The 20,059-nt window shown below is 61.7% G+C and carries 20 protein-coding genes; 9 read left to right on the forward strand and 11 right to left on the reverse strand.

Going from position 1 to position 20,059, the window contains the following annotated elements:
* Positions 1 to 119: 119 nt before the first annotated feature.
* Positions 120 to 1,184: an ABC transporter substrate-binding protein gene (locus tag ACF8FG_RS03590; protein WP_003252561.1), complete on the reverse strand. Its 1,065-nt coding sequence runs from the start codon at positions 1,182 to 1,184 to the stop codon at positions 120 to 122.
* A 327-nt stretch (positions 1,185 to 1,511) separates the two neighbouring features.
* Here ACF8FG_RS03590 and ACF8FG_RS03595 point away from each other — a divergent pair, with 327 nt between their 5' ends.
* Positions 1,512 to 2,225 (forward strand): UTRA domain-containing protein, encoded by a 714-nt coding sequence (locus ACF8FG_RS03595; protein ID WP_318077799.1) that lies wholly within the window; start codon positions 1,512 to 1,514, stop codon positions 2,223 to 2,225.
* A gap of 31 nt (positions 2,226 to 2,256) precedes the next feature.
* On the opposite strand, the gene ACF8FG_RS03600 is transcribed toward ACF8FG_RS03595, so the two are convergent.
* The 7 genes from ACF8FG_RS03600 to minC form a co-directional block, all read right to left on the reverse strand.
* Complete coding sequence (locus ACF8FG_RS03600) at positions 2,257 to 4,404, reverse strand: mechanosensitive ion channel domain-containing protein (RefSeq protein ID WP_110159852.1); 2,148 nt, start codon at positions 4,402 to 4,404, stop codon at positions 2,257 to 2,259.
* Between the two features lie 44 nt (positions 4,405 to 4,448).
* A complete protein-coding gene (locus ACF8FG_RS03605; protein ID WP_003252566.1) occupies positions 4,449 to 4,616 on the reverse strand; it encodes a hypothetical protein in 168 nt (55 codons plus the stop codon).
* Between the two features lie 137 nt (positions 4,617 to 4,753).
* Entirely contained in the window at positions 4,754 to 6,043 is a 1,290-nt protein-coding gene (locus ACF8FG_RS03610) for a M18 family aminopeptidase (protein WP_012053413.1), read from the reverse strand.
* A gap of 170 nt (positions 6,044 to 6,213) precedes the next feature.
* Entirely contained in the window at positions 6,214 to 6,849 is a 636-nt protein-coding gene (locus ACF8FG_RS03615) for an RluA family pseudouridine synthase (protein ID WP_119713366.1), read from the reverse strand.
* Between the two features lie 151 nt (positions 6,850 to 7,000).
* Positions 7,001 to 7,255: a cell division topological specificity factor MinE gene (gene minE / locus ACF8FG_RS03620; protein WP_003252572.1), complete on the reverse strand. Its 255-nt coding sequence runs from the start codon at positions 7,253 to 7,255 to the stop codon at positions 7,001 to 7,003.
* A gap of 3 nt (positions 7,256 to 7,258) precedes the next feature.
* Complete coding sequence (minD, locus tag ACF8FG_RS03625) at positions 7,259 to 8,071, reverse strand: septum site-determining protein MinD (protein ID WP_003252574.1); 813 nt, start codon at positions 8,069 to 8,071, stop codon at positions 7,259 to 7,261.
* Positions 8,072 to 8,181: 110 nt separating this feature from the next.
* Positions 8,182 to 8,943 carry a septum site-determining protein MinC gene (gene minC / locus ACF8FG_RS03630; protein WP_014592055.1) on the reverse strand — a complete coding sequence of 254 codons (762 nt, stop codon included), beginning with the start codon at positions 8,941 to 8,943 and terminating at the stop codon, positions 8,182 to 8,184.
* 111 nt (positions 8,944 to 9,054) lie between these two features.
* Between minC and ACF8FG_RS03635 the strand changes: the two genes are divergently transcribed.
* Positions 9,055 to 9,990, forward strand: coding sequence for a lipid A biosynthesis lauroyl acyltransferase (locus ACF8FG_RS03635; protein WP_014592054.1), 936 nt, complete (start codon positions 9,055 to 9,057; stop codon positions 9,988 to 9,990).
* Positions 9,991 to 10,017: 27 nt separating this feature from the next.
* Positions 10,018 to 11,166: a patatin-like phospholipase family protein gene (locus ACF8FG_RS03640; RefSeq protein WP_014592053.1), complete on the forward strand. Its 1,149-nt coding sequence runs from the start codon at positions 10,018 to 10,020 to the stop codon at positions 11,164 to 11,166.
* 89 nt (positions 11,167 to 11,255) lie between these two features.
* Here the strand turns inward: ACF8FG_RS03640 and ACF8FG_RS03645 are convergent, their stop codons facing one another.
* Both ACF8FG_RS03645 and ACF8FG_RS03650 read right to left on the reverse strand, forming a co-directional pair.
* Complete coding sequence (locus ACF8FG_RS03645) at positions 11,256 to 12,002, reverse strand: VacJ family lipoprotein (protein WP_049870156.1); 747 nt, start codon at positions 12,000 to 12,002, stop codon at positions 11,256 to 11,258.
* A 73-nt stretch (positions 12,003 to 12,075) separates the two neighbouring features.
* Complete coding sequence (locus ACF8FG_RS03650) at positions 12,076 to 13,374, reverse strand: serine protein kinase PrkA (RefSeq protein ID WP_014592051.1); 1,299 nt, start codon at positions 13,372 to 13,374, stop codon at positions 12,076 to 12,078.
* Positions 13,375 to 13,564: 190 nt separating this feature from the next.
* Here ACF8FG_RS03650 and ACF8FG_RS03655 point away from each other — a divergent pair, with 190 nt between their 5' ends.
* A complete protein-coding gene (locus tag ACF8FG_RS03655; protein ID WP_014592050.1) occupies positions 13,565 to 13,930 on the forward strand; it encodes a hypothetical protein in 366 nt (121 codons plus the stop codon).
* Between the two features lie 75 nt (positions 13,931 to 14,005).
* Here the strand turns inward: ACF8FG_RS03655 and ACF8FG_RS03660 are convergent, their stop codons facing one another.
* On the reverse strand, positions 14,006 to 15,571 hold the full coding sequence (locus ACF8FG_RS03660) for a beta-1,6-glucan synthase (protein ID WP_019437026.1): 1,566 nt from the start codon (positions 15,569 to 15,571) through the stop codon (positions 14,006 to 14,008).
* Positions 15,572 to 15,768: 197 nt separating this feature from the next.
* Between ACF8FG_RS03660 and ACF8FG_RS03665 the strand changes: the two genes are divergently transcribed.
* From ACF8FG_RS03665 to ACF8FG_RS03685, 5 genes are all read left to right on the forward strand, one after another.
* A complete protein-coding gene (locus ACF8FG_RS03665; RefSeq protein ID WP_014592048.1) occupies positions 15,769 to 16,629 on the forward strand; it encodes a glycine betaine ABC transporter substrate-binding protein in 861 nt (286 codons plus the stop codon).
* 204 nt (positions 16,630 to 16,833) lie between these two features.
* Positions 16,834 to 17,145: a DUF485 domain-containing protein gene (locus ACF8FG_RS03670; RefSeq protein ID WP_010952786.1), complete on the forward strand. Its 312-nt coding sequence runs from the start codon at positions 16,834 to 16,836 to the stop codon at positions 17,143 to 17,145.
* Positions 17,142 to 18,806 (forward strand): cation acetate symporter, encoded by a 1,665-nt coding sequence (locus tag ACF8FG_RS03675; RefSeq protein WP_318077793.1) that lies wholly within the window; start codon positions 17,142 to 17,144, stop codon positions 18,804 to 18,806. The genes ACF8FG_RS03670 and ACF8FG_RS03675 overlap by 4 nt, the downstream gene beginning before the upstream one ends.
* A gap of 158 nt (positions 18,807 to 18,964) precedes the next feature.
* Positions 18,965 to 19,450, forward strand: coding sequence for a hypothetical protein (locus ACF8FG_RS03680; RefSeq protein WP_019437317.1), 486 nt, complete (start codon positions 18,965 to 18,967; stop codon positions 19,448 to 19,450).
* Positions 19,451 to 19,518: 68 nt separating this feature from the next.
* Positions 19,519 to 20,010, forward strand: coding sequence for a CS1 type fimbrial major subunit (locus ACF8FG_RS03685; RefSeq protein ID WP_019437318.1), 492 nt, complete (start codon positions 19,519 to 19,521; stop codon positions 20,008 to 20,010).
* Positions 20,011 to 20,059: the final 49 nt, after the last annotated feature.

Raw genomic sequence — 20,059 nt, forward strand, 5'->3', positions numbered from 1 at the left:
AGTCATGAACCGCGTTGGCATCTTCGCGGGTAACCCGCTCCTACATGTATCGCGTATCCCTGTGTAGGAGCGGGTTTACCCGCGAAAGGGCCGGATCAGGCGCTACAAAGCCCAGACCCTTATTCCATCTCGATGATCACCTGCTCCTGCCACATCTGCGGCAGTTTCTTCGAGGTGGCTTCCCAGGCTTCGGCATTCTTGATCGGCTGGGCGGCACCGTACTGGTCGTTGGGCAGCAGCTTGGCCTGCACATCCGCCGGCAGCTTCAGGTGCTCGGCCCGGATCGGCCGCGCATGGCCCTTGGCCAGGTTGATCTGCCCGGCGTCGCTGAAGATGTATTCACGCGTCAGCTTGGCCGCGTTGGGGTGCTTGGCGTACTTGTTGATGACCGTGGTATAGCCGGAAATCACCGAACCATCCGAGGGGATCAGCACTTCAAAACGTTTTGGGTCGATCTGTTCACGGTAGCTCAGGCCGTTGAAGTCCCACACCACGCCAACTTCCACTTCGCCCTTTTCCAGGGTCTGGATGGTCGGGTTGGCCAGTGACAGGCGCTTCTGCTGCGCCAGCTTGGTGAACAGCTGCAGGCCCGGCGCCACGTTGGTTTCGTCACCTTTGTAGGCGATGGCCGCAGCCAGCACACCGTTGGCGGCCTGGGCGGCGGTGCCGACGTCACCGATGGCGACCTTGTACTTGCCTTTTTCCAGGTCATGCCAGGTTTTCGGGCGGTCGCCTTCCTTGACCAGGTCCTTGTTGATGATGAAAGCGATGGTGCCGGTATAGGCCAGCGCCCAGTGGCCGTCCTTGTCCTTGGCCCATTCCGGCACCTGGTCCCAGGTGCTTGGCTTGTAAGGCTGGCTGACGCCCTTGGTCACCGCGATCGGGCCGAAGGCGGCACCCACGTCACCGATGTCGGCGCTGGCGTTGTCCTTCTCGGCTTCGAACTTGGCCAGTTCCTGGGCCGAGCTCATGTCGGTGTCGCTGTGCTTGAGGCCGTACTTGCTGGCCAGGTCTTCCCAGGTGCCTTTCCAGTTGGCCCAGGCGTCGGGCATGCCCACGCTGTTGACAGTGCCTTCCTTGCGGGCGGCGTCTTCCAGGGCCTTGAGGTCAGTGCCGGCGGCCATGGCCGTGGTGCACAACGCGATGGCCGAACCAAGCAGTGACGCCATGAAGAACTTTTTCATCCGAAGCTCCTTTGGGTGGGTGCCTTTGCGATCGTTGTTCTGGGTAAAGCCGTTGCAAGCCTTTGACTGGCACCTTTGGTCTAGGTCAGCAAACCTTGAGCCAAGGTAGGCTGCTTGCGTGACAGTTTGATGTAGGGAGGGGGCCGGCAAGGGCCCTGAAGCTACAGCGTAGACCAGGTAATCGCCCCGGTTCTGCTGGCTTGGCGCGTTTCTGGCAGTGCCTGGCCCAAGCTTTGTCACAGGATGTTCATCAGCCCTGCCTAGGCTTGCACTATTCTCAAACTGCCCTGTGATGGGGCTGGACTAGTCCAGATAGGTAACCTTTCGATGCAGTCGACGCCCCCGCGTGCGGTAACAGCCATCTGCCATGCCCTGCAGGAGCAGATCGAGCATGGCCTGCTGGCGCCTGGCGGCAAGCTGCCGGCCGAGCGGCGGCTCAGTGAGGTGTTCGACACCACGCGCATTACCCTGCGTGAGGCGTTGGTGCAGCTGGAGGCCCAAGGCTTGATCTACCGTGAAGAGCGCCGAGGCTGGTTCGTTGCACCGCAGCGCTTGACCTACGACCTGATCGAGCGCAGCCATTTCCATGCCATGGTGCGCGATCAGGGGCGGGTGGCCAGTACCGAACTGCTGTCGGCGAGGCTGCAGCCGGCTTCGGCGGCCATCTGCGCACGCTTGCAGCTGCCGGCGTTGTCCAGCGTGGTGCGCGTCTGCCGGTTACGGCGGATTGACGGGCGGGCGGTGCTGTATGCCGAGCATTACCTCAACCCCCGGTACTTTTCAGGCATTCTCGAACACGACCTGGCGCAGTCACTGACCGAGATTTATGGGCGGGTGTATGGCATCGAGTACGGGCAGGTGTGCTTCGAGATCCTGCCGACAGCGTTGCCGGTGGAGGCGGCAAGCGCCTTGAAAGTGTCGGCGGGCAGCCCGGGGTTGCACATTACCCGGGTCAACAGCGACCAGCATGGGCACTTGATCGACTGTGACCTCGAGTATTGGCGGCATGATGCGATCCGCATTCGTGCCCAGGCTGGATGAGGTGTTGCCTTCTTCGCGGGTAAACCCGCTCCTACGAGCCGGCCTCTGTCATCCCACCCCCACCGGCTGTCACCACCTGCACCGACAACCGCGGCGTCGCCAGGTCCAGCCCGGCTTCATCCAGCTGCCGCTTCAAGGCCAGGTTGAACGCTCGCGACACCTCCCACTGCTTGATCGGCGCGGTCTTGAACCGCGCCCGCAAGATCGCCGACCCTGACTCGAAGCTCTCCACCCCCTGTAGCTCCAGCGGCGACCAGATATTGCGGCGCATCAGCGGGTCATTGCGCAGCTTCTGCCCCACTTCGCGAACCAGCGAGATCGCCTGGTCGATGTTCATGCTGTGCGGGATTGCCACGCGGAAGATCGCGTAGCCGAACTCCCGCGAGTAGTTCTTGATGCTCTTGATTTCGCTGAACGGGATGGTATGCACAATGCCGTCGATGTCGCGCAGGCGCACGGTACGAATGGTCAACCCTTCCACCGTGCCCAGGTGGCCGCCGACATCCACGTAATCGTCGATGGCCAGCGAATCTTCGATGATGATGAACAGGCCGGTGATCAGGTCGGCCACCAGCGACTGTGCGCCAAAACCGATGGCCAGGCCGATCACACCGGCACCGGCCAGCAGCGGGGTGACATTCATGCCCATGTTGGCCAGGGCGACGATGACCGCGATGATGAAGATGACCACGAACATCACGTTGCGGATCAACGGCATCATGGTTTGCGCACGGGCGTTGGCCAGCCCCCGGCGCGAGCGCACCAGGGCATGGTGTACGGCGGTGTCGGCAAGGATCCACACCAGCCAGGCCACGATCAGCGTGCCGGCCAGGCCCAGCAGGCGAAGGCTGATGTCATGGCCGTCGCCCTCGGCGAAGCTGATCATCGACACGCCCCACACGCGCAGGCCCAACTCGATGAACACCAGCCAGATGAACAGGTGCACCAGCAGGTAGCCGAAGTTGCGCAAGCGCTCGGTGTACACCGCCTGGCGCTTGCTGGCCCGCTTGGGGTTGGCGGCATGGCGGCGCACCAGGCCGTTGAGCACCATGCACACCACCACCAGCACCGTGCACATCAGCGACTGGCGCAGGGCGGTGCTCGTGTCGCCGGCGGAGACGAAGGTGGCGAACAGAGAAATGGCCACCAGTATCAGCGCCGGAATGAACCAGAAGCTGCCGAGGATCTCGATGGTATCGCTGAGGGTACGTCGGGTCAGGCGTCGCGACAGTGGCTGGTTGCGGATCAGATGGGCGATCGGCCGGCGGAAGCGCAGGATGAACAGCCCGGTACACAGTGCCGCAATCACATTGGCCAAGGTTGCCAGGGCGTGGGCCAGGTGGGTGCCGAGGGCAACCAGCATGCGCGGATCGCTCATCGCCTCGCCAAACGCGGCGAAGCTGCCAATCAGCCACAACGGGCGAAACGCCTGGCGCCGCAGGATGTGCAGGGCGCGGTGGCGGTGTGGGCCGTCCAGCAAGGAAAAGGCGATGACGCAAATGGCCGAAAAGCACGTACCGACCACCAGTGCGTAGGCCAGCACCATGGCCAGGGATTTGCCCAGTGATGGCGGCAGCACGAAACTCAGGTACACCGTGAACACCAGCGCTACCAGCCAGGGGCCGAGCTTGCGCAAGGCAAAGCGCACCAGGTCCCAGGTCCGCGGGTGCTGTGGCAGTTCCTCGCTCAGGCCAAAGCGCAGGCGGACCCGATGGCCGACCCAGTTGAAGGCATAGGCCAGCACACTCCACACGGCAATCACTGCAGCAAAACCGAACAGGATCGCCGGCCACTGGTGCACGGGCACCACCAGTTCCGCCAGTTCGGCCTGGGCCTGTTCGATTTCCGCGGCCCAGCGGTGGAATGGACTGGCATCGCCGCTGAACTGCTTTTCAAAGTCATGCAGGGCACCGCCGATCAGGCCGAGTACGCCCTGTTCAACGCTGGGTTGCGATTGCCGGGTGGCGTCGCGCAGTTTTTTCAGGTCGGCCAGCAGCTTGGCCCGTTGCTGGTCGTTTTCGAGGTTCTTGATCACCTCGTCCAGCGACTTGCCCAGCGGCTCGGTGGCCTCTGGTTGCGCGGGCGCACTGCCGCCCAGCAGGCCAGGCAAGCCCGCCGCTTGTACCGGGGCAATGAAAAGCAAGAGCAACAGGAACAGGTAACGCGGGAGGGCAGGCACTGGAAAATCTACCTCAGGTCAAACGATTGACCGAGTGTAGAGGTTTATGTCGGCAGTTTCTCGAGGATCTTCCAGCAGGTGAGGCCGAAAATACCCAAGGTGCCGACCCACATCATCAGTACACCGATGTTGCGTTCGCGCATGCTGAAGCCGATGGTCAGCAGCATCAGGAACAGGAACACCGGGACGAACAGTGACAGGAACGGGGACATGGACAGCAATCCTTTTGCAGTGGGGCCATGTAACAAGCATAGCGCTTGGCAAGCGAGGCGTGATTGACCTTGAGCACGCTTAAGCGGGACCGGCCTATTCGCGTCGAACCGCCGCGAATAGGCCGGGCCTGCTTACATCAAGGCAGTTCGCGGCTACGGTAGAACGCGGTCAGTACCTTCACCAGGTGCGCCAAGTCATGGCTGCCGCACAGCTCGCGAATGGAGTGCATGGCAAATGTCGGCAAACCGATATCTACCGTGCGCACACCCAGGTGGCTGGCGGTGATCGGCCCGATGGTCGAGCCACAGCCCATGTCGCTGCGCACCACAAAGCTCTGCACCGGTACTTCCTCGGCCATGCACAAGTGGCGGAAGAACCCGGCAGTCTCGCTGTTGGTGGCGTAACGCTGGTTGTTGTTCACTTTGATCACGGGCCCGGCGTTGAGCTTCGGGCCGTGGTTGCCGTCATGCTTGTCGGCGTAGTTGGGGTGCACGCCGTGGGCGTTGTCGGCCGATACCATCAGCGAACGCTGGAGGGTGCGCACATAGGTGTCGCCATCGGGCAGCAGGCGCTGCAGGGTCTGCTCCAGCATCGGACCATCGGCACCACAGGCCGAGCAACTGCCGACTTCTTCGTGGTCGTTGCACACCAGCACACAGGTTTCGTCGCTGTCGGCGGCCAGCAGGGCCTGCAAACCGGCGTAGCACGACAGCAGGTTGTCCAGGCGGGCGCCGGCGATGAAGTCGCCATTCAGACCGATCAGCGCGGCGTCCTGCGTGTCATAGAAGCTCAGCTCGTAGTCCAGCACCACGTCGGCGATCAACTCGTGCTCGCGGGCCAGTTGCTCGGTGAGCAGGGCGCGGAAGTCGATGCGTTCGTCACCGGCCACTTGGGCGAGGATGGGGGGTAGTTCGTTCTGCGGATTGATCGCCCAGCCTTCGTTGGCGGTGCGGTTCAGGTGGATCGCCAGGTTGGGGATGATCGCGATTGGCAGCTTGAAGTCGATCAGCTGGCTTTCGACCTTGCCGTCACGGCGGTAGGTGACGCGGCCGGCCAGCGACAGGTCGCGGTCGAACCAGGGGGCCAGCAACGCGCCGCCATACACTTCCACGCCCAGTTGCAGGAAGCCCTGGCGCTGCAGCTCGGGCTGAGGCTTGACCCGCAGGCACGGGCTGTCAGTGTGGGCGCCGACCATGCGGATGCCATTGAGCAGCGGCGACTGCTTGCCCAGTTTGATGGCGATGATTGAAGAATCGTTGCGGGTGACGTAGTAGCGGCCGCCAGTCTCGGGGTCCCAACTGTCGCGCTCGTCCAGGCGCTTGTAGCCGGCCGCCTCAAGGCGCTGGACCAGGCTGGCGGTGGCATGGAAGGGCGTGGGGGAGGCCTTGAGAAATTCGATGAGGCCGGTATTCAGTGCGTCGCGCATAGCTCACTCCAGACAGCAGTGGCGCGAGTTTAACGCAGAATGTCGACAATTTGTGTCTGCATCTTCGCGGCTAACCCCCGCTACCACAGGTATTGCACAGCCTCTGAGCGCAGTGCGGACCTTGTAGGAGCGGCTTTAGCCGCGAAGACGCCGGTTCAGGCCCTGCGGAATCAGAACGGTGCCGGGCACTCGAACTTCAACCGCTGCCCGGACACCGGGTGGGTAAAGCTCAGCATCGAGGCATGCAGGCACAGCCGCTCATGGGCCGCGAGGGCTTGCGGGTTGGCGTACAGGCGATCACCCAGCAGCGGGTGCCCGATCGACAGCATGTGCACGCGCAGCTGGTGCGAACGCCCGGTAATCGGCGTCAGCTCCACCCGACAGTGATCGCCGCAGCGCTCGACGATACGCCAGAAGGTCAGGGCGTGCTTACCCTGCTCGTGGTCCACCACATGCCGTGGTTTGGTCGGTGGGTCGTAGCGCAGTGGCAGGTCGATGCTGCCGCTGTCCAGCGCCGGCTGGCCCCAGCACAGTGCGGTGTAGGCTTTTTCGGTTTCACGGTCGTGGAACTGGCGCGATAGCTCGCGGTGGCTATCGGCATCGCGGGCCAGCAGGATGATGCCGGAGGTTTCCCAGTCCAGACGGTGCACGATCAGCGCATCGGGGTAGCCGTTTTCCTGCAGGCGGGTGATCAGGCAGTCCTTGTTGTCCTCGGCACGGCCAGGTACCGACAGCAGCAGGGTCGGTTTGTTGATCACCAGGATGGCGGTGTCTTCGAAGAGGATCTGGACATTCGACAGCGGCATTGCAGGTCTCACGAAAATAGCAGTAAACGCTGGGGCCGCTTTGCGGCCCTTCGCAGGCAAGCCCGCTCCTACAAAGGATATGCGTTCCCCTGTAGGAGCGGGCTTGCCCGCGAAGGGCTGCAAGGCAGCCCCAAATTGTCGACTACGCGGATCAGCGATCCGGCAGGGTGATGTTCAGCTCCAGAATCGAGCAGCTGCCCTGGTTTTCCAGCTCGATATGCACATCATCGTTGCCGATGTTCACATATTTGCGGATTACTTCCAGCAGTTCTTTCTGCAGCGCGGGCAGGTAGTCCGGTTCGCTGCGTTGGCCGCGCTCGTGCGCCACGATGATCTGTAGACGCTCTTTCGCTACCGACGCGCTGGTCTGTTTCTGTCTGCCACGAAAGAAGTCAAAAAGGTTCATGTTTTATTTGCTCCCGAAAATGCGCTCGAAGAATCCCTTCTTCTGTACATCGATGAAGCGCATCGGCTTCTCTTTGCCCAGCAGGCGGTCGACCGCATCACTGTAGGCCTGGCCGGCATCGCTCTGGTCATCGAGAATGACCGGGATACCCTGGTTGGACGCCTTGAGGACGGCCTGCGATTCCGGGATCACACCCTTGAGCTTGATCGACAGGATTTCTTCCACGTCGGCCACGCTCAGCATTTCGCCTTTGACGACGCGCTCCGGGTGGTAGCGGGTGATCAGCAGATGCTCCTTGATCGGCTCTTCACCGTTTTCGGAGCGGCGCGACTTGCTCGACAGAATGCCCAGCATGCGGTCGGAGTCACGTACCGACGAAACTTCCGGGTTGGTCACCACGATGGCTTCGTCAGCGAAGTACATGGCCAGGTGAGCACCTTTTTCGATACCGGCCGGCGAGTCGCAGATGACGTACTCGAAGTCCTTCTTCAGGTCCATCAGTACCTTTTCCACGCCTTCCTGGGTCAGTGCGTCCTTGTCACGGGTCTGGCTGGCGGCCAGCACGTACAGGTTCTCGAGGCGCTTGTCCTTGATCAGGGCCTGTTGCAGGTTGGCTTCGCCGTTGACAACGTTGACGAAGTCGTACACCACGCGGCGTTCGCAGCCCATGATCAGGTCGAGGTTACGCAGGCCCACGTCGAAGTCGACAATGACGGTCTTGTGGCCGCGCAGTGCGAGGCCGGTACCAATGGCGGCGCTGGTAGTGGTCTTGCCCACACCCCCCTTGCCGGAAGTAACCACGAGAATCTTGGCCAAGGTGTTTCACCCCTAAAAATAGTCGGGACACTTGTCCCTGCAAAAAACTGAAAATAGCTAAATAAAGGCAACGGTAAAAAAGTTGCTCTAAAAATGCTGGCAAGTATCCGTTAAAGACGGGTGATGTTCAACACGTCACCAGACAGGCTGACTTGCACGCTGGTCCCCCACAGTGGATCCCGGCGCAGGTCTTCGCAGACTTTGTACTGGCCGGCGATCGAGACCATTTCGGCGGTCATCTGCTGGCAGAAGATACGCGCCTTGGTGTTGCCTTTGATGCCAGCCAGGGCGCGGCCGCGCATGGCACCGTACACATGGATGTTGCCATCGGCCAGAAGTTCCGCACCTGGGCTGACCGAAGCAGTCACAACCAGATCACCGCCCTGAGCATAGATCTGTTGGCCACCGCGTACTGGTGAAGTAATGATGCGGGTCGGGCGTATTTCGGGTTCGGGGGGCGGTGGTGGCGCCGGGGCCGGTTCGGGCTTTTTGATCACCTCGGGCTCGGGCTCCAGCGGCCGCTCGCGGGCCCCGGAGGGCGGCAGCACCGGCAGGTCGATGGCGATGGCGGCGGCGATGTCCTCGATGCGGTTGGCGCGGATGGCCAGGGTACGCAGGCCGTGGTGTCGGCAGATCCGCATCAAGCCGGGCAGGTCGATCGCCCCTTCGTCGGCCGGCAGCTTGTCCAGCGCCAGTACCAGCGGTGTATTGCTGAAGAAGTTCGGGGCCTGGGCGACTTTGGCCGCCAACTGGCGGTCGAGGGCTTCAAGGTCATTGCGCGCCAGTTCCAGTACCGTAATGGCGAGCATGCTGCCCTTGAGCTGGAACACGGAGGCGGTGTCGGGTGTGTGGTTTGGGCTCATGGTCTGCATAGACGGCTTGTTGCGAAAAAAGTGCCCTGACTTATAACGAGAACACCGGTTGCCCGCAACATGCGCTGATCCGTTGTAGAATGCGCGGCCTTTGTCTTTCCGGATGCATCAATGGACCGCCCGCGTTTTCGTCCCTATTTCCTTCACCCCAAGTTCTGGGGCCTGTGGCTGGGCCTGGGCCTGTTGTGGCTGGTGGTCCAGTTGCCGTACCGGGTGCTGCTGAAGATCGGTGCCGCGCTGGGCGCCGTCATGTATCGCTTTGCCGGTGAACGTCGGCGCATCGCCGCGCGCAACCTGGAGCTTTGCTTCCCGGAGCTGTCGGTCGACGAACGGCAACGTTTGCTCAAGGCCAACTTCGCCTCCACCGGCATCGCCTTCTTCGAAATGGCCATGAGCTGGTGGTGGCCCAAGGCCAGGCTGGCGCGCCTGGCCCATATCGAGGGCCTTGAGCACCTGCAGGCCGCCCAGCAGGCGGGGCAGGGCGCAATCCTCATGGCGGTGCACTTCACTACCCTGGAAATCGGCGCCGCGCTGCTCGGCCAGCAGCACACCATCGACGGCATGTACCGCGAACACGGCAATGCACTGTTCGACTTCATCCAGCGCAGTGGCCGCGAGCGTCACAACCTCGATTCGCTGGCGGTGGAGCGCGAGGACGTGCGCGGCATGCTCAAACTGCTGCGTTCGGGCCGGGCGATCTGGTACGCACCGGACCAGGACTACGGCGCCAAGCAGAGCATCTTCGTACCGTTGTTTGGCATCCCCGCAGCGACGGTGACCGCTACCACCAAGTTTGCCCGGCTGGGCAAGGCGCAGGTGATTCCGTTCACCCAGAAGCGCCTGGAGGATGGCAGCGGCTATCGGCTGGTCATCCACCCGCCGCTGGCGGATTTCCCCGGCGAGAGCGAGGAAGCCGACTGCCTGCGCATCAACCAGTGGGTTGAACGTGTGTTGCGCGAGTGCCCCGAGCAATACCTGTGGGCGCACCGGCGGTTCAAGTCGCGGCCCGAAGGGGCGCCGCGGCTGTATGACAAGAAGAAGCGCTGAAAACACATCAACTCCAGGAAGGACGCCATGGCACCACCCCCGGTAACCGGTCTCATCCTGTCTGGCGGCGGCGCCCGCGCCGCCTACCAGGTCGGTGTGCTGGCGGGCATCGCCGAGTTGCTGCCCGCCGGCGCGCACAACCCTTTTCCGGTCATCGTCGGCACCTCCGCCGGGGCCATCAACGCTGTCACTCTGGCCAGTGGTGCGGTGCACTTCAGCGACGCCGTGCAGCGGCTCACTGCCTTCTGGCAGAATTTCCGCAGCCATCTGGTCATCCGCAGCGACTGGCCCGGGGTGGTGCGCCAGGCCAGCCGTTTCGTCGGCCACAACCTGCTTGGGCTGGGTGGCCAGGCCCCCGTGGCGTTGCTCGACAGCAGCCCGTTGCGCAGCCTGCTGCAAACGCACCTGAACCTGGATGGTATCGGCCACGCCTTGGCCGCCGAGCAACTGCGCGCCGTGGCGGTGACCGCCTTTGGCTACGAGTCTGGCCAGGCAGTGACCTTCTACCAGGGCCGCGGCACCATCGAGGCCTGGCTGCGCCACCGGCGTATCGGCGTACCCGCACCGTTGACCATCGACCACTTGCTGGCCAGTGCGGCGATCCCGCTGCTGTTCGCCCCGGTGCAACTGGGCGGCGAGTATTACGGCGACGGTGCAGTGCGCCAGTCGGCGCCGATCAGCCCGGCCTTGCACCTGGGCGCCAGCCGGGTGCTGGTGGTCGGGGTGAGCGGAAACCCGCAGCGGCCAGCGCCACCTGTACCGCCCCAGCGTGTGTTCAGCGGGCAGCAGCCGAGCCTGGCGCAGATCGGCGGGCACATGCTCAACAGTACGTTCATTGACAGCCTGGAAGACGATATCGAACTGCTGCAGCGCCTCAACCACTTGAGCGGGCTGTTGCCGGCGCACCTGGATGCCCGGCGCCTGGGGCTGGCACCGATCGACGTGCTGGTAGTGGCGCCCAGCCAGCCGCTGGATGAGATTGCCGCTCGGCACCGCCGCGAGTTGCCGGCGGCGTTACGCCTGTTCTTACGGGGGCCTGGGGCGACGCGCACCAGCGGGGCGGGGGTGTTGAGCTATTTGCTGTTCGAGGCCAGCTATTGCAGTGAACTGATCGAGCTGGGGCGGCGCGATGCCCTTGCCAAGAAGCGCGAGCTTTGCGAATTCCTGGGGATTTGATGGTGCCTGTGCGGGCCCTTTCGCGGGTGAACCCGCTCCTACAAGGGGTTGTGCAATACCTGTGAAGGCGCGAAAGGGCCGCGGCAGGCTTATTCGGCTATCTGCAACTTGCGCGCCTGGGTATACACATACCGCACCTTTTCATACTCGAACGGCGAATTCAGCTGGCCGTAACGGAAGTTGGTGGTGTAGCGCTTGTCCACCACACGCAGGGCGAAGATTTCCGGGTGATCGGTGCTGGCTTCGGCCACGTTCAGGTAGTTGACCGCCTGCTCTCCCGCATAGTCCACCACCAGCCCGGTGGTATCGCGCAGGTTCGATGGGCCTAGCACCGGCAGCATCAGGTACGGCCCATCCGGCACGCCATAGAAGCCCAGGGTCTGGCCAAAGTCCTCGCTCTGGCGCGGCAGGCCCATGCTGGTCGCCGGGTCCCACAGCCCACCCACGCCGATGATCGTGTTGAACATCAGTCGCGCGGTGATTTCTGCCGAGCGCTTGGCTTTGAGCTGCAACACGCTGTTGAACAGGTTCGGCACATCGCCAAGGTTGTTGAAGAAGTTGCTCACCCCCGTGCGCACGAACTTTGGGGTTACATACTGATAGCCACTCACCAGCGGCAGCAGCACCCATTGGTCCAATCGGTAGTTGAAGTGGTAGATGCGCCGGTTGATCGATTCCAGCGGGTCGTACACGTTCAGCGCCTGCAGGGTTGAGCGCTCGAACTCGCGCTGGTCCAGCCCCGGGTTGAATTTCAGCTCACGCAGCGGGTCGAGGAAGCCATCGGCTTCGGGCACCAGTGGCGCGGTGCCGATCACCTGCGGGTCGGCCTCGACCACACTGGCTCGGGGTGCGGTTTCGGCGGCCAGGGTGTGGCCAGCGGCAAGCAGGGCAGTGGCGAAGAGGAGTTTGTTAACCACGGAAGAACTCCAGCATGGCGTCACTGTTGACGCGGTAGTTGAGGTTGCCGCAATGGCCGCCATGGGGGTAGAGGGTCAGCCGTTCACCGAATACCTTGCGCAGGAAGCCAATGTCGCCCGGGCCGAGAATGACGTCGTCGGCGTTGTGCATCACGGCGATCTTGTCACTGCTGCGCAGGTAGTCTTCCAGGGCATACAGGCTGACCTGGTTGACCAACTGCAGGATGCTGTTGCCGTCGGTGCGGGCGCGCCACATCGGAATCACCTGTTCGGTCATGTAGCAGTCGAAGTCGCACTGCAGGGCGCGCTTGAAGAACGGCGTGAGGCTACTGCCTTCGGTGATCGGGAACCTCGGCGGAATGATCAGGCCACGGCGGTTGATCAGGTCGGACGTGAAGGCGATGTCGGCTGCCGAGAAGCGGAACGAAGTGCCGATCAGCATGGCCATCTGTTCGTTGGACAGGTGCTGGCGCGACTGCTGGAAGTCGTACAGCAGGGCGTCGTTCAGGTCGATGTAGCCCTTGTCCTGGAAGTAACGGGTGAGTTTTTCCAGCATCAGCTCGTAGAACGTGGTGCTGCGGTCGATGCCCTTGACCTGGGTCTGCACCAGCTTGTCGAGGTTGTTGATCGAGGTGTAGAGGTTGACCGGTGGGTTGAGCAGCAGTACACGCTTGAAGTTGAAGCTGCGGCGGGTTTCGTCCAGGTGGCTGACAAAGGCGGCGTCGAGCGCACCCAGGCTGTAACCGGTGAGGTAGAAATCACTGACCGGCAGGCGTGGATGCTGGGCGCGCACGGCCTGCATCACCCGGTACATGTCTTCGGCGTCTTCCTGGCTGATGCCGGGGGTAGCAAAGCGCGAGGCTGCACTCATGAAGTCATAGCTGGTGGGCGATGACAGTTGCACCACGTGGAAGCCGGCCTGGTAGAACAGCTTTTTCAGGTATTCATTGATGCTGCTGCTGTAGGGCGCACCGGTGCCGGCGATGATGAAGATCAGCGGTGCTTCGCGATCCTGGCGGGCCAGGCGGTACTTGAGCTTCTTCACTGCCCAGAAGTTGTCGGGCAACGTGAACTCACGTTCCGGGCGCAAGTTCAGGCTGTAGTCGGACTGATTGATTTCATCGTCGCTGGGCAGCTCAGGGCGCTTGTCCGGCGGCGTTGTGGCGATGGTGGCCTCGAACGGGTTGGTAAGAGGGTAGCCATAGCTGGCAGCGTCGATATCCCGCGCTGAAGCGGCCACAGCCATGAGCAAGCTGCCGAGCAGGGCAGCGAGGCGCAAAGATCGAAGCATGTAATCCCCCAAAAGAACGCAAGGTCGAGCAGTGTGCAGGCTAGGACCACAGCCAGGCGGGCAAAGTTGCCCGCTGCGGTGGCATTTGGCGTACTCGCTATCTGCAACATAGCTGCCGGGGTGTGATTTTGCCTTAGAAACGGGCATAAGCGATCATGGATGCTTTCGATTACCGCTATTGGAGAACAGGATGTCTCGTTCGCTGCCGACGGCGCTGTTGCTGCTGTTCCTGGGGGGTTGGCTCGCGGCCAGTTATGGCGTGCGTTATGGTCTGATGGAGGATGGCCAGTGGGTAGGGCTGTGCGCAGTGCCGACCGCCTATTGGCAGTGCGAGGTGCGTTCGCTGCTGGGGTTGGGCATTCACCATCAGGTCATGGCCTGGGGCGGATTGGGCCTTGCGCTACTGGCCCAGTTCGTTTCCGCGCGTGCCGGCTGGTGGCTGGCAGTGTTGGCACTGGTGTTCGCAGTGCCGGCGCTGGTGCTGTACACCGCCAGCATTGCGGTGTTTGCGCTGGTACTGGCGGGGTTGCGCCTGGTCAGGCAACCCCCATTGTAAGCAGCTGCGCGTACCTTGTGGGAGCAACTGTCTTGCTCCCACAAGGTACGCGCCGGGCTCGAGGGATATGCAGTATCAAGCCTGTCGCATCCGTAAGCTTCGCCACAACGCCGCTGTCATCAGCACACTCACCACCGCCCAGCCCCAGGCCTGCTGGTTCTCCAGCCCTTCCACGAACAACTGCGGCGCCACCCCGGCGCCCACGATGAACGCCAGCAACGCCACCTCCGCCCGCCGCGCCCGCACCGGCCACAGCACATACACCAGCGCCGGCAACGCCAGCGCCGCGCTGGGGAAGTTGCGGTAGCGCGGGTCGAACACCATTGTCAGCATGCTCACCGCCGCAGCGAAGCCCGCCGCCAGCAACAGCCAGCCGGCTCGCACCTGCAGCCAGGCGAACAAGCGTTCACGCCAGCCGGCCCGCCGCGCCAGCGCCAACAACGCATGGGCCAGTACCAGCAGGTTAAGCCCGGCCAGCATCAGTGCCCACAACCATTCCCCGGCGAAGCGCGCATGGGTGCGCATCAACTCGCCCCACAGGCCCAGGCAAGCGGCGCCAAACGCTGCCAGCAGTGGCAGCAGCAAGGCGGCCATCGGTGTAGCGGGGCGCCCGGCCAGCACCAGCATGATCACCGTCAGCACGGCGCTGGCCAGCAACCACTGCGGCCAGTCATGCAGGTTGCTCACTGGCCCTTCGAGCACACCCTTGTCCTGCCGGTCCGCGTCGTATAGCCCCCAGTAACCACCCACCGCGCCCTCATTGGCGCGTTTCCAGGGCTGATCGAAGGCTTCGATCAGGTTGTATTGCCAGCCATTGCGCTCGGCCATGGCCACGAAGCCACGGATGAAGCGCGCCTCATTGACCCGGCTGGGCACCGCCGTTTCGCGTTGGCGGCCTTCGCTGGGCCAGCCGGTTTCGCCAATCAGTATGTCCTTGGGCGCGAAGCGTGTGCCGAACACCCGGCGCACATCGGCAACGTGGGCCAAGGCATCGTCGATGCCACGCGGATCGTCCTCCCAGTAGGGCAGCAGATGAATGGTCAGGAAGTCCACTGCCGAGGCCACCTGCGGGTGCTGCAGCCAGAACTCCCAGACATCGGCGTAGGTCACTGGCACCTTGACCTGGCGCTTCACCCGCGCGATCAATTTGGCCAGGTGGGCACCCGTCACCTCCTTGCGCAACAGTGTCTCATTGCCGACGATCACCGCGCTGACCACGTCCGGGTTGGCGTTGGCAGCAGCGATCAGCAGGTTGATTTCCTTCTCGGTGTCGGCCGGGTGGGCGTTCACCCAGGCGCCCAGCATCACCTTCAGCCCATGCTTGCGTGCCAGCGCCGGGATTGCCTCAAGACCGCTCATGGAATAGGTACGGATGCACTGAAACCGCTCGGCCAGTAACGCCAGGTCGGCGTCCATCCGCGCTGGGCGCAGGCGAAACGGCTGGTCGTAAGGCGACTGGTCTTTGTCAAACGGCGTGTACGAAGCGCATTGCAGCTTGTGTGCAGGGCTGGCCGCATCGGGCAGGTGCACAGGCTTGCCCAGCCCGTACCAGAGCGCCCCCAGCCCGAGCAGGGCCAGCAGGCAGGCAAGCAGGTACAACGGCAATAACAAGCGGCTACAACTGGGCATGTGGCGGTCCATCGTCTGGCACAAAAGGTTAGATAGTAGCCCGGCGCCAAACCTTTGGCATGCAAGGATCGCGCAGGCCGAGGTAGGCCGATGGCGCTAATGGCATAGTGCTGTCGCATATGGGGCGGGTGCAGGTCGCAGCTGGATCAGGTCGACTTGTGTTGCAGGAAGATGATGCAATCTCCAAGACCTGACGAGGGGATGCTTTGATGGCAACTTTGAAGAAAATGCGACGTTTCCTGGGTGTGGGCACCGCCCTGGTAATGGCCATGAGCACTGCACAGGCTATGGCCAAAGAAGTAAGCATTGGTTACGTGGATGGTTGGGCCGACAGCGTGGCGACCACCAACGTGGCCGCCGAAGTAATCAAGCAAAAACTCGGCTACGACGTGAAGTTGCAGGCCGTGGCCACGGGGATCATGTGGCAGGGTGTGGCAACTGGCAAGCTCGATGCCATGTTGTCGGCCTGGTTGCCGGTGACCCATGGTGAGTACTGGGCCAAGAACAAGGACAACGTGGTCGACTACGGCCCGAACTTCAAGGACGCCAAGATTGGCCTGATCGTCCCCGAGTACGTCAAGGCAGTGAGCATCGCCGACCTCAAGACCGATAACAGCTTCAAGGACAGGATTGTCGGCATTGACGCAGGCTCCGGTGTGATGCTCAAGACCGACCAGGCAATCAAGGACTATGGCCTGACCAGTTACAAGTTGCAGGCCAGCTCGGGTGCGGCGATGACTGCGGAACTGGGCCGTGCCTATGCCAAGCAGCAGTCGATTGCGGTGACCGGTTGGGTTCCGCACTGGATGTTCGCCAAGTGGAAGCTGAAGTTCCTCGAAGACCCGAAAGGCGTATATGGCGCGGCAGAAACCGTGAACAGCATCGGCAGCAAGGAACTGGCCACCAAGGCACCGGAAGTGGCGGAGTTCCTGAAGAAGTTCAACTGGCAGTCCAAGGACGAGATTGGCGAGGTGATGCTGGCGATCCAGGAAGGGGCCAAGCCTGAAGCGGCCGCCAAGGACTGGGTTGCCAAGCACCCTGATCGTGTGAAGGAGTGGACTGGCAAGTAATCACCTTCCAGGGCCAATAGGGTTTCTTCGCGGGTAAGCCCGCTCCTACAGGATCGGGTTTACCCGCGAACGGGTCATTACTTTGTTACGCAATCGGTAAAACACCGTTGCATCTAAGACTAAGGTCGTCTGGTTGGCGTCCATCGGCAGCATAAAGTAAGGGTGTGGGTTCCATCCCGTATCTGTGCTGCTAGGACAAAAACAATGAACGACAGCATTTACCTCTCGATACAAAACAGCCCCCGTTTCAAGGAGCTGGTCACCAAACGCGAACGGTTCGCCTGGATTCTCTCGGCGATCATGCTCGGCCTGTACTGCGCCTTCATCCTCCTGATCGCCTACGGTCCTCATGTGCTGGGCGCCAAGCTCAGTCCTGAGTCATCGATTACCTGGGGCATTCCCCTGGGCGTCGGCCTGATCGTTTCGGCATTCGTCCTGACCGCCATCTACGTGCGCCGCGCCAACGGCGAATTCGATGAGCTGAACAAGGAAATCCTGAAGGAGGCGCAACAATGATTCGCCAAGTCAAAGCCCTGGCCGTATTGGCCTGCGGAGCCTTCGCACCCGCCGTGTGGGCCGCCGATGCCCTGACCGGCGAGGTGCAGAAACAACCGCTGAACGTTTCCGCCATCGCCATGTTCGTGGCCTTCGTCGCCTTCACCCTCGGCATCACTTACTGGGCCTCCAAACGCAACAAGTCGGCATCGGACTACTACGCCGCCGGCGGCAAGATCACCGGCTTCCAGAACGGCCTCGCGATTGCTGGCGACTACATGTCGGCCGCCTCGTTCCTGGGTATTTCCGCGCTGGTGTTCACCTCGGGTTACGACGGCCTGATCTACTCGATCGGCTTCCTGGTTGGCTGGCCGATCATTCTTTTCCTGATTGCCGAACGCTTGCGCAACCTGGGCAAGTACACCTTCGCCGACGTGGCCTCGTACCGCCTCGGGCAAAAGGAAATCCGTACCCTGTCGGCTTCCGGTTCGCTGGTGGTGGTGGCGTTCTACCTGATCGCACAGATGGTCGGCGCCGGCAAGCTGATCGAGTTGCTGTTCGGCCTGGACTACCATGTAGCGGTGATTCTGGTGGGTATCCTGATGTGCCTGTACGTGCTGTTCGGCGGCATGCTGGCCACCACCTGGGTACAGATCATCAAGGCTGTGCTGCTGCTGTCCGGTGCCAGTTTCATGGCGCTGATGGTCATGAAACACGTGGGCTTTGACTTCAACACGCTGTTCTCCGAAGCCATCAAGGTACACGCCAAGGGCGAGGCGATCATGAGCCCCGGCGGCCTGGTCAAGGACCCGATCTCGGCATTCTCCCTGGGCCTGGCACTGATGTTCGGTACTGCTGGCCTGCCGCACATCCTGATGCGCTTCTTCACCGTCAGTGACGCCAAGGAAGCGCGCAAGAGCGTGCTGTACGCCACCGGCTTCATCGGCTACTTCTACATCCTCACCTTCATCATTGGCTTTGGCGCGATCCTGCTGGTCAGCACCAACCCGGAATTCAAGGACGCCGCAGGCGCTCTGCTGGGCGGTAACAACATGGCCGCGGTGCACCTGGCCAATGCGGTGGGTGGCAGTGTGTTCCTCGGCTTCATCTCGGCGGTGGCCTTTGCCACCATCCTGGCGGTGGTGGCTGGCCTGACCCTGGCCGGTGCCTCGGCGGTGTCCCACGACCTTTACGCCAGCGTCTGGCGCAAGGGCAAAGCCAACGACAGGGACGAGATCCGCGTATCGAAGATCACCACTGTCGCCTTGGGTGTACTGGCGATCGGCCTGGGGATTCTGTTCGAGAAGCAGAACATCGCCTTCATGGTCGGCCTGGCGTTCTCCATTGCGGCCAGCTGCAACTTCCCGGTACTGCTGCTTTCGATGTACTGGAAGAAGCTGACCACCCGCGGCGCCATGATCGGCGGCTGGCTGGGTCTGGTGAGTGCGGTGACGCTGATGATCCTTGGCCCGACCATCTGGGTACAGATTCTCGGCCACGAGAAGGCAATCTACCCGTACGAGTACCCGGCGCTGTTCTCGATGGCCATTGCCTTCGTCAGCATCTGGTTCTTCTCGGTCACCGACAAGTCCAAGGCGGCTGAGGATGAGCGCGCGTTGTTCTTCCCGCAGTTCGTGCGTTCGCAGACTGGCCTGGGTGCCAGCGGGGCGGTCTCACACTAACGTTTACGCGTTGCAATAAAAAACGCCCCGCCTGTCGGGGCGTTTTTTATTGCATGCAGTAAGTCAGAAATCCCCTACATACGCATTGATGTCCTGCTCGTACAGTTCCCTCATGTCGTAATTGCTCTATAGATGCCGGCACATTTGGGGAATGTTCAATGAAGTTACGCTGTTTAATCACCTTCGCTCTCCTTGGCGTGGCGGGCACTGCCGGGGCGAAGGAAATACCGCAGGATATCAGTGTCCAGGCTGTCGTGTCGGTACCTGAATTTCAGGTGGCATCCGTTGGCAATTGGTGGGAAGACGTACTTCAGGCTGAATATGACCCGGACCGGGGCGTCTTCAAGCAAATTGAAAAAGAAGTGTTTGTAAAAAGCACCTACGGCCCGATTTACGCGAAAACAGACCGTTCGGAGTATCGGTTCACGCGGGTGGGCGGTGCGGTAGCGCCCCGTCGATACCACATCATGTTGAATCGCAAAAAAATGGGCACGGCGCCGGTTGAAATCGTCAGTGCTGCTGAAGCTGCTCAGGGAAAAAGCATTCAATTCAGGTTCTATCCGATGTCGGAATCGTCGTCGACTCGCATGCCTGGTACTTACACTACGCAAGCCACCTTGATGTTTGAAACAGGGGCGCCCTGATTCGCAATTTCATTCGGGTGCCCCAGGGTGTCCGCTATTTGATGTGCAACCGTTAAAGGAAGTTTGATGTGAAATCCTATGTATTGGCTGTCCCGTTCCTTGCATTGTTTGCCGGTGCCGCTGTCGCGTCCGCCCCTGAGCCGATCAGCCAGAATATTTCAGTGACGGCGGTCATTCCCGGGAATGATTTTTCAGTGGCACCCGTAGGGGACTGGCTGGAGAAAGGCGTGACGCTTGAATATGAGCCGGAGCGCGAAGACTTCAAGGCGGTCAGTGAAAAGTTCTCGGCACAGAGTGATGTCGGTGCTATTCAGGCCCACCTGCTGCACACAGCAGCGCTGCAAGACCCACAAACCGACCAGCGGATTGATCTTGTCATCTCTGTTGGGGGTAAAAAGTTGGAGTTGACGCCCACGGAGGTCATGAGCGCGGAAGATGCTAAAGGCGGCAATGAACTTCCCATTACGTTTAGTGCCATAAAGCCCGACAATGGTTATTTGAAGGGTGAGTATACCGGGACAGTGAGCGTGTTGTTTGAAACTTCTTCCACCAGCCTTTGATTGAAGCAGAGTCGCCTGCCTCAACTTACTGGATGTCTACCAGTGTCGA

This window comes from Pseudomonas sp. YQ_6, from assembly GCF_043103245.1.
In the GTDB taxonomy this organism is placed as follows: domain Bacteria; phylum Pseudomonadota; class Gammaproteobacteria; order Pseudomonadales; family Pseudomonadaceae; genus Aquipseudomonas; species Aquipseudomonas alloputida.